A 14,358-nucleotide genomic window follows, 5' to 3' on the forward strand; every position below is an offset into this window, starting at 1 on the left:
GTGAAAGCAGTTCTGGTCGCTGGGGAGAGGCCACGCTGTGAGTCGCTGGGGAGGGCTTGCACTTACAGTGAAAGAGGCTAATCCGGTGCCTGAGCGCGCGCGCGACCAACTCGTGGTCGATCACCTGCACATCGTCGGCGCGGCAACGGCGTACGTGGCTTCACGCATGACCCACGTCTCCCGCGACGACCTCGCCTCAGCCGGTGCGCTGGCGCTGGTCCGTGCAGCTGAGAAGTTCGATGCGAGTCACGGCGTGCCGTTCGGGGCGTTCGCTCGGGCGCGCGTCAACTGGGCGCTGAAGGACGAGCTGCGGTCTATGGATTGGGCACCGCGAGATGTTCGTGTGCGGGCCAAGCAGACGGTCAAGGTCAGGCAGACCCTGTCGGCGGCGCTCGGGCGCACGCCCACAGTGACGGAGATCGCGGCCGCCATGGGCGTCGACATCGCTGTCGCGCGAGAGGGGCTGGCAGACGCCGAGCGTCTGCTCACCAGCCTCGATGCGCCGGATGCGCCGGAGATCGTGTGGACCGGGTACCTGCCGGAAGAGCTCGCGATCGCTGCGGAGCGCGATGAGTACCTGCGACGGGCCGTCGCTGCGCTGCCGGAGCGCAAGCGAGCGATCATCACGGCCATCTACTTCGACGATCGCACGGTGACGGAGCTCGCGGACGAGCTCGGCGTCTCGCACGCTGCCGTCTCGCAGCAGCGAACCGCCGCGGTGCGTATGCTCCGCGATGCGCTGGACCGTCACTACGCCGACACTCCGCCGAGCGAGTCCGCGCCGGCCGCGCGCTCATCGGCCTCAGCGCTGGACGCGTATCTCGAGCGCCTCGCCGCCAGCGGACAGCGGTTCACGCGTGCGATCCTGTCGCACGCCATCGGCGTCTGATCAGGGCCCGCCGGCAGACACATCGACGGAATCGGTCAGAGACTGAACCCGTAGCTCGCCTGAGCTACCAGGATGAGGTTGACCGTCGTCGGGTAGACCTCGGGCTCTTCGTCGTCATCGTCGAGCAGCTCGAGCTTGTGGATCGGCACGAAGATGCTGCCGTCCGGTTCGAAGATCAGGTCTTTGGGCACGAAGGACGCGAAGATCGACCGCGTCGCGTGCCGCAGCTCGAACGTTCGACCGACGTCGCCGCGCTCGAAGAGGTTCATCTCGACTTCGTCGGACCAGACCTTGCCGTCGGGGAAACGAGCCTCGATCCGATAGGTGCTGGGTTCGATCGCTTTGATGTTGAGGTCCTCGACGACATCCGCGAACAGCGCGTCGGGCTGCTCGAGCTCGAACGCGATGGCGCGGAGGTGGTCGTAGTTGAGGCGAGCCCGACGGGAGAACAGGGCGACGTTCTCGATCTCATCGGGGTCGGCGTGCGGGGCCTGGTCGATCAGGTACTGACGCACCTCGTCGGGACCGGGGTACTCGAATCGCATGTGGTAGTGAAATCGCCCCGGGCGGTTGACGATGTACGTGCTGACATCGCTGATGTCGTTCACGGTGAGGCAGTAGATCCGCTTCACAGACGAGAGGCCGTCGAACAGCGACAGGAACTGATTCTGCCGATTGCCTCCCTCCGTCCCGCCGCGGCGCCCTGCAGTGAAGACCTTCTCGAACTCGTCGAAGATGATCAGGCACTCGTCGAGTGTGTCGAGGAACTCGACGATGCCGTCGTTGTCCTCGGAGACGATCACGACGGGCAGGCACTGCTCGCGGGCTTCCTCTGCGACCATGCGCAGGAACAGGGTCTTGCCGATTCCCTTGTCGCCGGAGAGCATCACACCGAGGCTGCGATCGGTGAGGGCGTAGGAGCGGAAGATCTTGTCGACCTTCCTGTCACGGCCCCCGTAGACGCGTTCAGTGCCGACGGTGAGGTCGTCGATCTTGATCAGGCTGAATCCCTCTTTCGAGGTGAAATGCACCCGATACGTACCGAGGGGGAATTCGTGATGCGTGCGGACGGCCGCGTCATACACGCGGACGTGTCCGCCCGTCTCGATGTAGGTGCTGGTCAAGATCCTTCTCCTTTTCTCCCCGTTCTCATATATCGGTCGAGATCCGATCGTCGTAAGGCATTCGGGCGAAACTTTTCGCAGTACTCTGAGCGGACAGTGGGCGTGGGGACGCCCGGATCAGGGGATCCATCATGGGCGAGTACACAGGGGACGAAGAGCCGGTCGCAGGTTCGATCGTCATCGTGGTCGAGGCGGCGCCTCAGGGGCTGATGCAGTTCACGCTGGATCCAGACGCCCGGCAGCCCGCATGGCAGGTGATGCTCGTCGCTCACGACGACGCCGTGATGGGGGCTGTGACGACGCCGGAGCAGACGGCTGAGCTGCTGGTGCGCGGAAGCGTCGAGTGCATCAGGCAGCGCATCCCGAGCCTCGAGGTCGGCGGCCTGACCATGCGACCCGAGCTCGGCCCGAACGACAGTGCGCAGATCGTCGCTGCCGGAGACGCCAGCTTCCTGAAGTCGGAGTGGGACGCTGTCGTGAGGCCGGGTGAGGATCCTCCCGAGGGATGAGGCCGAGCACGGTCGCCCGGGTGCGCCGTGGCGCCGTCAGTGTGGCGTCAGGTATGCGTCGACGATGATCGGTCCGCGGATCCGGCGGAGCTCGTCGATGATGCGATCGATACCGCGGGCGGAGACCGCTGGCATCTGCAGGTCGTGGGGGCCCAGCGGTTCGAGCCGCCCCGTGCGGATGCGGATGACCTCCCAGCCGACCGCGCGCAGGGCGCGATCCTTGCGCAGGTCCGTGTCCTGGCGCTTGCCGACGTGCTCGAGTCCGTGACGTCCGACGGTGTCGTACTCGATCGCGACGCGAAGCTCGGGAAGCAGGATGTCGGGCCAGACCTCGGTGTGGCGGAAGAACGGTCGCGAGACCTTGACCGCGTTGACACCCGGCGTGAAGGCGATGCGAGAGGCGAGCGCTGCGCGGAGTCGGGCTTCGGCGGCGGATGCCGGTGCCGGAGCACACACGCTCGAGAAGGCCTCGCCGGTCGGCAGATCGGGAGTCTTGCCGCAGAGCGTGAGCTGCGGTTTCGGGCGCCGTGGGATCGCGCGGGCCTCTCCCAGCACCACGGGCTGAGGGCGGGCGAGCATGGAGCATTCGGGGCACCATGCCGACTGGCGACGCACCCGCCCCGGTCGCTCGCGCTGTTCCGACGGCGTGGCGGCGAAACGGTGGCCGACCCGGCACTCCCAGCACAGCAGCACGTCGGCCGCCAGCGGCACTTGGGAGAGCGCGATGCCGTGGTTGAGCTCGGGGTGGTACTGGCGGATCAGCTCGGGGTAGGCGGCCCATTGCGAGCGATAGGCGCCGACCTCGTAGGGCACGTCTCGCCCTCGCGAGAACTGACGTCTCGCCCACCACGACTGCACTGGTTCGGCCACGTCGGGCAACCTACCCGCCGCCCCGGACATCGCCAGAGGGCGTCGGACGTGACAGACTCGCGGAGAAGAACGAGTCCGGTGAACGGACGGAGGGAGTCATCATGCCGCAGCGGATCGTGATCAGTGGCGCATCGGGTCTGATCGGCACGGCCCTCGCGTCGTCGTTGCGCTCAGACCACGTGGAGGTGACGACCCTCGTGCGTCGCACCCCGCGGGACGCCTCCGAGGTGCAGTGGGCGCCGGGCGAGCGCGAGCTCGACCCCGACGTGCTGGCGGGGGCTGACGCTGTGGTCGCCCTGGGCGGGGCGAGCGTGGGTCGTCTGCCCTGGACCCCGCGCTACCGCCGTGAACTCGTCGAGTCCCGGCTGACGACCACTCGCACCCTCGCGACAGCGGTGCGCATGCTGCGAGACGATGCTCCGTCGCTCATCTCGGCATCCGCCGTCGGCTATTACGGCTCGGCACCCGGCGAGATCCTCACCGAGGCGTCGCTCGCCGGCGACACATTCCTCGCGCAGCTCTGCGTGCGCTGGGAGCAGGAGGCACTGCGCGCGGGGGAGCAGACGAGGGTTGCGCTGCTGCGCACAGCCCCGATCATCCATCGCCAGGGTGTGCTCAAGCCGCTGATCCAGCTCACCCGATTCGGGGTCGCTGGTCCCATCGGGCCCGGCACCCAGATCTGGCCGTGGATCTCTCTGGAGGACGAGGTCCGCGGCATCCGGCACGTGATCGACCAGCGCCTCGAGGGCCCCGTGAACTTCACCGGCCCGACGCGCGCCTCGGCGAACGACATCGGTCGCGCACTCGCAGAGAAGATGCGGCGTCCGTTCTGGATTCCCGCTCCGACCTGGGCGCTGAGGCTCGCACTGAGCCGCGCGGCCGCCGACTCGCTGCTCGTCTCGGACGCCGATGTGCGACCCTCGGCGCTCGAGGAGTCCGGCTTCGAGTTCAGCCACAGGACCGCGAAACAGGCCGTCGACGCAGCGATCTGATCGCGCTGCGTCGACGTCCGACTCGGCTCAGCGGGCGTGGGGGTCGCGCCGGTTGAGCGTCTCGACGACCTGCGAGTAGTCGCCCCGCGCCTCGCCGTAGCGCAGGAACTTCACGTTCTCGACCTGGATCTCGGTGGCCTCCGGCTGCGTCTCGATCAGTTCGACGACCTCGGTGACGAACTCGTCGAGGGGCATCGCGAAATCGCTGGTCTCCTGTCCGGGCATGAGGGAGGTGCGCACAGCCGGCGGTTCGAGCTCGAGCACGCTCACGCTCGTGTCGGAGAGCTGCAAGCGCAGCGATTCGCTGAGCATGTGGATGGCGGCCTTCGTGGCGTTGTACGAGGGCGTGACGCGCAGCGGGGCGAAGGCCAGACCGGACGACACGGTCATGATCGTGGCATCCGGCATGGTGCGCAGGTGCTCGATGAATGCCGCGATCAACCGAATCGGCCCGAGCAGGTTCGTGGTGACCGTCGCCTCGGCCGTCTCGAGGAAGCCTTCGGGCGATGTCCAGTCCTCGGGACGCATGATGCCGGCCATCGCGATGACGACGTTGAGCGAAGGGTGCTCGGCCAGGACGGTCTGCGCCGAAGCAAGGATGCTGTCGGCATCCGTCGTGTCGACCTGGACGGTGTCGATGCCCGGGTTCACCGCCGCGATCTCGTCGAGCAGCTCGACACGTCGCCCGCCCACGATCACGGTGTTGCCTCGCTCGCTGAGTCGCCGAGCGAGCGCGAGCCCGATGCCGCTCGTGGCGCCGGGGATGAAGATGGTGTTTCCGCTGATGTTCATGCGTCCACTCTTCGTGCTCCGGCAGTCCCTCTCCAGAGACGGTGCATCCAGGGATCCGCGGTCCCTGGATGCGCGAGGGCGAGCAGGAGATACTGCAGTGGTGGAGAGAGAAGCACTGGCGGAGTTCCTCGTGCGACGCAGGGAGCAGCTGCAGCCGTCCGACGTGGGCCTCGGCGAGGGAGCGCGCCGGCGCACTCCCGGCCTGCGCCGCGAGGAGGTCGCGCAGCTCGCAGCCATGTCGACCGACTACTACGCGCGCCTCGAGCAGCAGCGGGGTCCGCAGCCCAGCGTGCAGATCCTCGCTTCGCTCGCGCGGGCGCTGCGGCTGACTCCCGACGAACGCGACTACCTTCACCGCATCTGCGGTCACAGCGCCCCGGATCGCACGATGTTCACCGACTATGTGCACCCGGGCATGCTCCGTGTCCTCGACCGCCTCGACGACACGCCCGCCTTCGTCGTTTCCGTACTCGACGAGGTTCTGATCCAGAATGACGCCGCACGGGCTCTGCTCGGTGATGTGAGCGGCCTGGAGGGGATGGAGCGCAGCGGGATATACCGCTGGTTCGCGAACCCGCAGGACGAGCGCCGGCGCTATCCGGAGCAGGATCATCCTCGACACGGCAGCGTGCTCGTGGCCTCGCTCCGATCCGCCTACGGCGCGCTCGGTGAGCGCTCACGGGCCGGGGAGATCGTCAGGGAGCTCACCGCCCGCAGCTCCGAATTCGTCGAGCTGTGGGCTGTGCACGAGGTGCGGCGGCGTTTCGAAGACCACAAGGTCCTCATCCATCCGGAGGTCGGCCCGATCGAGGTCGACTGCCAGGCCCTGTTCACCGAGGACGAATCCCAGGCGCTCATCGTGCTGACAGCAGCGCCGGGCAGCGACGCAGCGAGCAAGCTCGAACTGCTCAGAGTGCTCGGGACACAGCGGGTCTGACCGGCAGCCAGCACGACACCCTGTTGCTGTACTCCACGAACTCCGACCCGAATCTCGCTTCCAGATCCGCTTCCTCGAGCGGCCGCACGACGGAGTTCCAGAGCAGGGATCCGAACAGCGAATAGGCGACGACGAGCCAGGAACCCAGGATGAGGCCGACGCTGATGCCCTGTGCGATGCCCGCGACGGCCATCGGGTTGCGCACATACCGATACGGGCCGGTGATCACGAGTCGTCGCGCCATCTGCGAGGGGAGCGGGGTGCCCTCACCCTCGACCGACATCGACACTGCCGACCAGATTCCGAGGGCGGTCGCGGCGACGAGCAGCACACCGCCGGCCAGATGGACGATGGGCGGAACCTCCATGCGCAACGACCATCGGGCCTCGACGAGCGACACGACGAGGGGGATGACCAGCAGGAAGGTGCCCCAGAAGAACAGAGTCTGCAGCCCGGTGCGGGCGAGCAGCGTTCGTGTGCCGACCTTCGCCGCAGACCGGAACGCGAGCGGACCGGTGATCAGCCACTCCACGGGAGCTCGTCCGCAGAGCAGCACGATTCCGGCCGCGATGCTCGCTCCGGCAGCGATCACCATGACGAGGGCGCCCCACCCGGCGAGACCCGTGGCCGTGGCGTAGACGGCCATGCCGACGGCGACGATCGCCGTCCAGGGAACGGTGATCCACAGAGCCCATCGGGAACCGGCTGCGATCATCGCCGAACCGATCACGAAGAGCGGGAGGTCGAACACCGCCACGAGTCCGGCGGGCAGGTCTCCGAGGGTGAGGTGACGCACGTCGGCCGACAGTGCCACCGCGATCCACCAGGCCGCTCCGGCCAGAGCCTGCACAGCGAAGTACAGCCGAGCCGTCACCGGGGTGATCGGGATCCCTGCGATGACCGGCATACGGTCAGTCTATGAGCGCCGACTGCCGCAGCCTGCTCAGGACGCTGCCTCAGGACTCCTCGTGCGATGCGGGATCCGCGTCGAAGAGCCGCCCGTCCGCGCGTCCGAGCGCAGTGATCGCCTCGACCTCGGCTGTCGTCAGCACGACTTCTCCTGCGGCGAGGTTCGAGACCTGGTGCTCGAGGGAGGATGCCTTCGGAATCGCGACCGTCTCCCGTGCGACGTGCCACGCGAGCACGGTCTGCGCGGGGGAGATGCCGTGCGCTGCCGCCACCTCCCCGATCACGCGCTCTTCGATCAGCTCCTTCGCGCGACCGAGCGGACTCCACGCTTCGGTGAGGATGCCGTGCTCTCGGTGATAGGCGAGCTGCTCGTCCTGCGGGAAGTACGGGTGCACCTCGATCTGGTTGACGACCGGGCGGACGCCGGTCTCGCTTTCGATGCGTTCGAGGTGCTCGGGAAGGAAGTTCGAGACACCGATCTGCCTCACGACTCCTCGCTGCTGAGCCTCCACCAACGCCTCCCAAGCCTGCACGTACTCGTCCTGATGCGGGTTCGGCCAGTGGATGAGGTGCAGGTCGATCGCATCGACGCCGAGCCGTGACCGGCTCTCTTCGATGCTCGTCCGCGCCTTCGCGCGGGGGTGATGGCGGCCGGGCAGCTTGGTCGTGACGATCAGTTCTGCGGCGTCCACGTCGGATGCGCGCACGCCACGGCCCACAGACCCCTCGTTCTCGTAGTTGAACGCCGAGTCGATCAGGCGGTACCCGGCGCCGATCGCTGAGGCGACGGCGTCGGCGCCCGCATCCCCGTTCAGGGCATACGTGCCGAATCCGAGAGCCGGAAGAGTGAAGCCGTTGTGGGCCGTGAAAGAGGGAAGAGCCGTCATGGCGCCAGCGTACGCTGGAGGCATGGATGAGGTGCAGAGGATGGCGTCAGACGACGGCGTCCCCGATAATGCCGCTCGGTGTCCGTGCGGCTCGGGAGACCTCTTCGGCGGATGCTGTGGCCCGTTGCTCGGCGGGATTCCCGCGCCCACGGCAGAACGCCTGATGCGCTCGCGCTTCACGGCGTTCTCGATCAAGGAAGCCGCATATCTCTCGGCGACCTGGCATCCGTCAACGCGACCCGGCGAGATCGACCTCGACGACGACGTGGTCTGGCGACGCCTCGTGATCGTCGACCGCACCGCCGGCGGCCCGTTCGATCGCGACGGCGAGGTCGAATTCGAGGCCTTCTGGCAGCAGCGCGCCGAGCGCGGTTCGCTCCGAGAGCGGAGCCGCTTCGTGCGAGAGGACCGCAGGTGGCTGTACCTCGACGGGCAGGTCGGGTGATGGACGTGACCGCGCAGCGACTAGATTTGAGAGCGTGAACGCCAGCCCAGAACACCAGCGCATCCTGCTCGACGTCGCCGACCTGGACCGGCGCATCGCGCAGGCGGAGCGCGCACGTACCAAGCCGCCTCAGGCCGCTCGCATCACCGAGCTGGTCGCGATCCGTCAGGATCAGCTTCGCGAGCTGACTGCTCTCACCGGCACGCGCGACGACGTGCGCACCGAGCTCACGCGGCTCGAGTCCGATGTCAAGCTCGTCGAGCAGCGCCGGGCCCGCGACGCCGACCGCCTCGCCACGGCGACGAACTCGAAAGAGGCGCAGGCGCTCGAACACGAGATAGCCAGCCTCGCCAAGCGTCAGAGCGATCTCGAGGACATCGAGCTCGATCTCATGGGCCGTGTCGAAGACGCCGAGGCAGCGGTCGCGGCGCAGCAGGCTCTGCTCGGCACGACGACATCCGAGGGCACGGCGCTGACTGCGCAGGCCAAGGCCGATGTTGCTGCTGCGACCGATCTCCTCGCCCAGCTGACCCGCGATCGCGAGGCTGTGACCGCCTCCCTTCCCGAGCCGCTCCTGGCCGACTACACGCGTCGCGCCGCGAACAGCGCCGGTGCTGCCGTCTTGACGCGTGGCACGTGCGAGGGCTGCAGGATGCTGCTCCCGGGCACCGACCTCAACGACATCCGCAACGCGCCCGACGACCTCGTGGTGTTCTGCCCCGAGTGCGGCTGCATCCTGGTGCGTACCGAGGAATCCGGGCTGTGATCTCCGCGCCGCGAGCGCGACGGCGGTGAACTCGCGGCAGCAGACCGAGCGTCGCGTCGTCCTCGTGGCGGCCGGCTCGGGCGGATACACCGCGGTGGAACTCGATACCGACGATTCCGAGATCGGTCGAGTCGATCTCTCTGCGTCTGAGCTGTCCTCGTGGGTCGCGGCTCAGGAACACGACAACCCGCCGCGCTGGGTGATCCGCAGCGCCAGGGAGATCTATCCGGTGCTGCTCGCGGCAGGTATGCTTCTCGGTCGTTCGCACGACCTGCTGCTCTGCCACGCGATCCTTCGCGACACCGACAAGGTTCCGCGCCCGCTCGCCCCCTCGGAGGCCTGGGTGCGCCGCGAGCCCGTCGATGAAGCACCGGCACTCTTCGACGTCGTCGCGCACGATGCACCGGATGATCCTGTCAGTGAAGCTCTCGACCAGTACCGGGAGCAGCGCCGCGTGCTTCGCGACAGCAAGGACGGGCGGCTCACGCTGCTCACCTCGGCCGAATCGGCCGGCGGCCTCATCGCCGAGGAGATGAGAGCCGCGGGCCTGCCGTGGAACGAGTCGGTGCACGACGGCATCCTCACCGAGATCCTCGGCACCCGCCCGGTCGCCGGTGGCCTTCCCAGTCGCATGGTCGCGCAGGGCGAGCGGGTGCGCTCGATCCTCGGCGACCCGCACCTCAACCTCGAGAGCCAGCCGAAGCTGCTCCGCGCGCTGCATCGCGTCGGCGTGCAGGTCGAGTCGACCGGTCGGTGGGAGCTCGCCCAACACAGCCACGCCGTGGTCGAACCGCTGCTGGCCTACAAGAAACTGTCGCGGCTGCTGAGTGCCAACGGATGGGGATGGCTTGCCGAGTGGGTGCATGACGGACGTTTCCGACCGATCTACATCACGGGCGGTGTCGTGACGGGGCGCTGGGCCTCGGCCGGAGGCGGCGCTCTGCAGCTGCCGCGCAATCTGCGCGCCGCGGTGCGCGCCGACGAAGGATGGACGCTGGTGGTCGCCGACGTCGCTCAGCTCGAGCCGCGCATGCTCGCAGGCATGGCCGGCGACCGCGCGATGGCGCGAGCAGCACAGGGCAAAGACCTGTATGCGGGAGTCGTGGAATCGGGTGCCGTGGCTACGCGCGAAGAGGCGAAGTATGCCGTTCTCGGTGCGATGTACGGGGCGACGACCGGAGACAGCGGGCGCCTGGTCCCTCGGCTGCGCAAGGTGTATCCGAGGGCGATGGCGCTCGTCGACAAGGCCGCACGGTTCGGTGAGGACGGGGGAGTCGTCTCGACCTGGTTGGGGCGATCGTCTCCTCGTCCGTCGATGGAGTGGGAGGCGATGCAGGCTGCTGCCACCGATTCCGACGCCGATCCTGCAGAGGTGGCTCTCGCGCGGCGGCGCGCTCGCGACTGGGGGCGGTTCACCCGCAACTTCGTGGTGCAGGGAACCGCCGCCGAATGGTCGTTGATCTGGCTCGCCGAGATCAGACACCGCCTGCATGCTCTTCCCGAGGCAGAGCTGACGGCCCCCGCATCCGGGATCTTCGGCACGCGTGCGCACCTGGCGTTCTTCCTGCACGATGAGGTGATCCTGCATGTGCCTCGGGAGCAGGCGGATGCGGCCGCGGATGCCGTGCGCGACGCAGCAGTGGTGGCCACTCGACGGCTCTTCGGGGGGTTTCCGATCGATGTTCCGCTCGATCTGCGGATCACGGAGTCTGCGGAGAAGTAGGCCGCTCTGGTCGTAGACTGGAGCTGCGAATGGGTCGACTGGACGGTCGCGTGGCGGGCAACCGCACCGAGGAACGTCCGGGCTCCTCAGGGCAGGACGGTGGGTAACGCCCACCCGGAGCAATCCGCGAGAAAGTGCCACAGAGAGCAGACCGCCCCGTCTCGGTCCCCGAGCTTGTCGAAGGGCCCGAAGGGGTAAGGGTGAAAGGGTGGTGTAAGAGACCACCGGGGGCCATGGTGACATGGCCCGCCAGGTAAACCTCGTCCGGAGCAAGGTCAGACAGAGGATGTTGACGCGGCTCGCCGAGTCCTCGGGTAGACCGCTAGAGTGCCACGGCAACGTGTCGCCGAGAGAGATGGCCGTCGAAGGGGCGAAGAACCCCGGAACAGAACCCGGCGTACAGGTCGGCCCATTCGCATCGACCCGCTGATCACGATCATCGTGGTCGGCGCCTCGCGGTGGCCGGACCTCTGCTGGCGTCTCTGCCGAATGCTCGGTAGCGTTCGTCCATGTCGTACCGCACAGCTGCCGCCGTGTCGCTTCTCGCCGCCCTGTGCGTCGCGGCGATCACCGGATGCACCGCACCGACATCGGAGGCCATGGAGACTCCCGCGCCCGCTCGGCCCGTGGCCGACCCGACACCGATCGACACGCCGGCACCCACGCCGACCTCGACCGCCCCGGCGAGCCGCTGCGCCGTGCTGTCGCAGATCTCGATCCCCGGCTACAGCGAGGGAGACGAGGAGCCGACCTGGTACGCGACATGGAACGGTGTGGTGCCGGTGGACAACGGGGAGACGGACTTCGCGCGCGGTACGGTCGCGAAGACAGCGGACGGCCGTATCGCGACCTACACGGTCGCCGCTGGCGATGCACCGTCGGCGATCAGGGAGCGACTGTGCACTGACGTCTACGCGGCGATGACCTACAACCGTCTGGGCTCGTTGCTGTACCCGGGCGATGTTCTGATGCTGGGGCCTGGGGCCATGGAACCGCTCGCGACGGAGCCGTTCATCATGGAGCCTCAGCGACGCTGACGCTGCTGCAGGTGTCTGCCGAGAAGGCCGGACACAGCCCGCAGATGCAGAAGGCCCCGCCGGATCGGCGGGGCCCTGTGCTGTCGATGGTGGTGGGGTCAGTCGCCGGCGAGGGACGCCGCGCCGATGATGCCCGAGTTGTTGCGGTGGATCGCCGGGACGATCGGAGTCTTGAGGTCGAGCAGCGGGAGGAAGTCTCCGGCGTTCTTCGACACGCCGCCGCCGACCACGAACAGGTCGGGGCTGAAGAGGAACTCGATGTGCGAGTAGAACTTCTGCAGACGTTCGGCCCACTCCGACCAGCTGAGTCCTTCGCGCTCGCGCGCGGACGTGGCGGCGTAGGTCTCGACGGACTCGTACTCGCCGAAGTTCAGGTGACCGAGCTCGGTGTTCGGCAGCAGCACGCCGTCGTTGAGGAAGGCCGAGCCGATACCGGTGCCGAGGGTCGTGAGCAGTGTGAAGCCGCGCACGTCGCGGGCCGCACCGTGCCGTGCCTCGGCGACACCCGCCGCGTCGGCGTCGTTCACGAAGACGATGTTGCGTCCCAGCCCGTCGCGGAAGAACTTCTCCGCATCGAAGTCCACCCACTCCTTCGAGACGTTGGCGGCCGACAGGGTCTTGCCGCGCTTCACGATGGCGGGGAACGCCACGCCGAGCGGCAGAGTCGGGTCGTGAACGTCGAGGGTCTTCAGCACTGTCTGCACCGCCTGCAGGACGTCCTGCGGAGATGCGCCCTCAGGAGTGGGCACGCGCACCCTGTCCGAGGCCATGGTGCCGTGCTCCAGGTCGACGAGACCTGCCTTGATTCCAGTGCCGCCGATGTCGACGCCGATCGCTTTTGCCATGGTCGATAGCTTAGCGACCGACGTCAGCGCCGATAGGATCGATGACACCACGTGAAGAAGGGGATCGGCCATGTCGAACGGCGATGAGAAGTACTGGTACAACCTGGAGACCGGTCAGGTGGAGTTCGGCATGATCTCCGCATCCGCTGACCGCGTCGGTCCTTTCGACACCGAGGTCGAAGCATCTCGTGCCCCCGAGAAGCTCAAGGAGCGCTCGCGCGCCTGGGCCGAGGAGGAAGCAGCCGAGAACGGCTGGGACGCCGGCACCGGCAAGGGCGCTGAGTGACCGTGGACAAGCAGAGAGATTTCGTCCTCCGGACGATCGAAGAGCGCGGCGTCAAGTTCGTGCGCCTGTGGTTCACCGATGTCATCGGCACCCTCAAGTCCGTCGCCATCGCGCCGGCCGAGGTCGAGGGCGCGTTCGCCGAGGGGATCGGGTTCGACGGCTCTGCCATCGAGGGCCTGACCCGCAGCTACGAATCCGACCTGCTCGCGCAACCAGACCCCACCACGTTCCAGACCCTGCCGTGGCGCGGTGAGATCGACCCCACCGCGCGCATGTTCTGCGACATCACCACGCCTGACGGGCGACCGGCCGTGTCCGACCCGCGGCACGTGCTCAAGCGCACCCTGGCCAAGGCCGCCGATGCCGGGTTCACCTTCTACACGCACCCCGAGATCGAGTTCTACCTGCTCAAGTCCTCGTCGTTCGGTCCTGAGGGACCGGTCCCCGTCGACTCGGCCGGGTATTTCGACAACGTGCCCGGCGGCACGGCCCACGACTTCCGCCGCCGGTCGGTGCGGATGCTCGAGGATCTCGGGATCTCCGTCGAGTTCAGCCACCATGAGGGCGGGCCGGGGCAGAACGAGATCGACCTCCGCTACGCCGACGCGCTGACCATGGCCGACAACGTGATGACGTTCCGCACGGTCATCAAAGAGGTCGCGATCGAGCAGGGCGTCTACGCGACGTTCATGCCGAAACCTCTGAGCGGCCACCCCGGCAGCGGCATGCACACGCACATGTCGCTCTTCGAGGGTGAGCGCAACGCGTTCTATGAGGAGGGCGCGAAGTACCAGCTGTCGAAGACGGGTCGCCACTTCATCGCCGGGCTCCTGCGGCACGCCAACGAGATGGCGGCCGTGACCAACCAGTTCGTCAACTCGTACAAGCGCCTCTGGGGCGGCGACGAGGCTCCGAGCTTCGTCACGTGGGGCCACAACAACCGGTCCGCGCTCGTCCGCGTGCCGATGTACAAGCCCAACAAGGGCGGATCGTCGCGCGTCGAATACCGTGCGCTCGACTCTGCAGCGAACCCCTACCTGGCCTACGCGCTCATGCTCGCAGCGGGTCTCAAGGGCATCGAGGAGGAATACGAGCTTCCGCCAGAGGCTGAGGACAACGTGTGGTCGCTGAGCGACGCCGAGCGCCGTGCGCTGGGCTACTCCGCGCTGCCCGCGAGCCTCGACCACGCGCTCGAGTACATGGAGAGCTCCGAGCTCGTCGCCGAGACCCTCGGTGAGTCGGTCTTCAACTACGTGCTGCTCAACAAGCGCAAGGAGTGGGAGGCCTACCGCGGCCAGGTCACGCCGCTGGAGCTGAAGAACAACCTCGAGCTTCTCTGAGCGTCGC

Annotated in this window: 16 protein-coding genes and 1 other RNA gene; 11 read left to right on the top strand and 6 right to left on the bottom strand. The window is 67.6% G+C overall.

Translation table 11 applies throughout. From position 1 onward, the window contains the following. Positions 1–85: 85 nt before the first annotated feature. The gene (locus tag QMA07_RS05790) at positions 86–889 is read left to right on the top strand and encodes a sigma-70 family RNA polymerase sigma factor (RefSeq protein ID WP_290160551.1); all 804 of its coding nucleotides are present in this window, start codon (positions 86–88) and stop codon (positions 887–889) included. Between the two features lie 35 nt (positions 890–924). Here the strand turns inward: QMA07_RS05790 and QMA07_RS05795 are convergent, their stop codons facing one another. Further along, positions 925–2,013, bottom strand: coding sequence for an AAA family ATPase (locus tag QMA07_RS05795; protein WP_290160552.1), 1,089 nt, complete (start codon positions 2,011–2,013; stop codon positions 925–927). A gap of 131 nt (positions 2,014–2,144) precedes the next feature. Between QMA07_RS05795 and QMA07_RS05800 the strand changes: the two genes are divergently transcribed. Further along, on the top strand, positions 2,145–2,522 hold the full coding sequence (locus QMA07_RS05800) for a hypothetical protein (RefSeq protein ID WP_290160553.1): 378 nt from the start codon (positions 2,145–2,147) through the stop codon (positions 2,520–2,522). 36 nt (positions 2,523–2,558) lie between these two features. Here the strand turns inward: QMA07_RS05800 and QMA07_RS05805 are convergent, their stop codons facing one another. Next, entirely contained in the window at positions 2,559–3,392 is an 834-nt protein-coding gene (locus QMA07_RS05805; protein WP_290160554.1) for a zinc-ribbon domain-containing protein, read from the bottom strand. Positions 3,393–3,493: 101 nt separating this feature from the next. Between QMA07_RS05805 and QMA07_RS05810 the strand changes: the two genes are divergently transcribed. Beyond that, on the top strand, positions 3,494–4,384 hold the full coding sequence (locus QMA07_RS05810; protein WP_290160555.1) for a TIGR01777 family oxidoreductase: 891 nt from the start codon (positions 3,494–3,496) through the stop codon (positions 4,382–4,384). Between the two features lie 27 nt (positions 4,385–4,411). On the opposite strand, the gene QMA07_RS05815 is transcribed toward QMA07_RS05810, so the two are convergent. Then, positions 4,412–5,176 (bottom strand): SDR family oxidoreductase, encoded by a 765-nt coding sequence (locus tag QMA07_RS05815; RefSeq protein ID WP_290160556.1) that lies wholly within the window; start codon positions 5,174–5,176, stop codon positions 4,412–4,414. Positions 5,177–5,276: 100 nt separating this feature from the next. Here QMA07_RS05815 and QMA07_RS05820 point away from each other — a divergent pair, with 100 nt between their 5' ends. Beyond that, positions 5,277–6,113: a helix-turn-helix transcriptional regulator gene (locus tag QMA07_RS05820; RefSeq protein ID WP_290160557.1), complete on the top strand. Its 837-nt coding sequence runs from the start codon at positions 5,277–5,279 to the stop codon at positions 6,111–6,113. Here QMA07_RS05820 and QMA07_RS05825 read toward each other — a convergent pair. Beyond that, positions 6,085–7,020: an isoprenylcysteine carboxylmethyltransferase family protein gene (locus QMA07_RS05825; protein ID WP_290160558.1), complete on the bottom strand. Its 936-nt coding sequence runs from the start codon at positions 7,018–7,020 to the stop codon at positions 6,085–6,087. The genes QMA07_RS05820 and QMA07_RS05825 overlap by 29 nt on opposite strands. 49 nt (positions 7,021–7,069) lie before the next feature. Further along, positions 7,070–7,909, bottom strand: coding sequence for an aldo/keto reductase (locus tag QMA07_RS05830; RefSeq protein ID WP_290160559.1), 840 nt, complete (start codon positions 7,907–7,909; stop codon positions 7,070–7,072). Positions 7,910–7,931: 22 nt separating this feature from the next. Here QMA07_RS05830 and QMA07_RS05835 point away from each other — a divergent pair, with 22 nt between their 5' ends. The 5 genes from QMA07_RS05835 (at position 7,932) to QMA07_RS05855 (ending at position 11,880) form a co-directional block, all read left to right on the top strand. Then, a complete protein-coding gene (locus QMA07_RS05835) occupies positions 7,932–8,354 on the top strand; it encodes a YchJ family metal-binding protein (RefSeq protein ID WP_290160560.1) in 423 nt (140 codons plus the stop codon). Positions 8,355–8,388: 34 nt separating this feature from the next. Further along, positions 8,389–9,120 (top strand): C4-type zinc ribbon domain-containing protein, encoded by a 732-nt coding sequence (locus tag QMA07_RS05840; protein WP_290160561.1) that lies wholly within the window; start codon positions 8,389–8,391, stop codon positions 9,118–9,120. A 25-nt stretch (positions 9,121–9,145) separates the two neighbouring features. Further along, on the top strand, positions 9,146–10,843 hold the full coding sequence (locus QMA07_RS05845; protein ID WP_290160562.1) for a bifunctional 3'-5' exonuclease/DNA polymerase: 1,698 nt from the start codon (positions 9,146–9,148) through the stop codon (positions 10,841–10,843). A gap of 30 nt (positions 10,844–10,873) precedes the next feature. Next, positions 10,874–11,259, top strand: an RNA gene (rnpB, locus tag QMA07_RS05850) — RNase P RNA component class A. A 93-nt stretch (positions 11,260–11,352) separates the two neighbouring features. Next, the gene (locus QMA07_RS05855; RefSeq protein WP_290160563.1) at positions 11,353–11,880 is read left to right on the top strand and encodes a hypothetical protein; all 528 of its coding nucleotides are present in this window, start codon (positions 11,353–11,355) and stop codon (positions 11,878–11,880) included. Between the two features lie 98 nt (positions 11,881–11,978). Here QMA07_RS05855 and ppgK read toward each other — a convergent pair whose 3' ends face one another. After that, positions 11,979–12,725, bottom strand: a complete 747-nt coding sequence (gene ppgK, locus QMA07_RS05860) for a polyphosphate--glucose phosphotransferase (protein WP_290160564.1) — start codon at positions 12,723–12,725, stop codon at positions 11,979–11,981. A 70-nt stretch (positions 12,726–12,795) separates the two neighbouring features. Between ppgK and QMA07_RS05865 the strand changes: the two genes are divergently transcribed. Together QMA07_RS05865 and glnA are read left to right on the top strand one after the other, a co-directional pair. Then, positions 12,796–13,011, top strand: a complete 216-nt coding sequence (locus QMA07_RS05865; RefSeq protein ID WP_290160565.1) for an SPOR domain-containing protein — start codon at positions 12,796–12,798, stop codon at positions 13,009–13,011. 2 nt (positions 13,012–13,013) lie between these two features. Next, positions 13,014–14,351: a type I glutamate--ammonia ligase gene (glnA, locus tag QMA07_RS05870; protein ID WP_042541155.1), complete on the top strand. Its 1,338-nt coding sequence runs from the start codon at positions 13,014–13,016 to the stop codon at positions 14,349–14,351. Positions 14,352–14,358 lie beyond the last annotated feature (7 nt).

The organism is Microbacterium sp. APC 3901 (assembly GCF_030407765.1).
Lineage (GTDB): Bacteria > Actinomycetota > Actinomycetes > Actinomycetales > Microbacteriaceae > Microbacterium.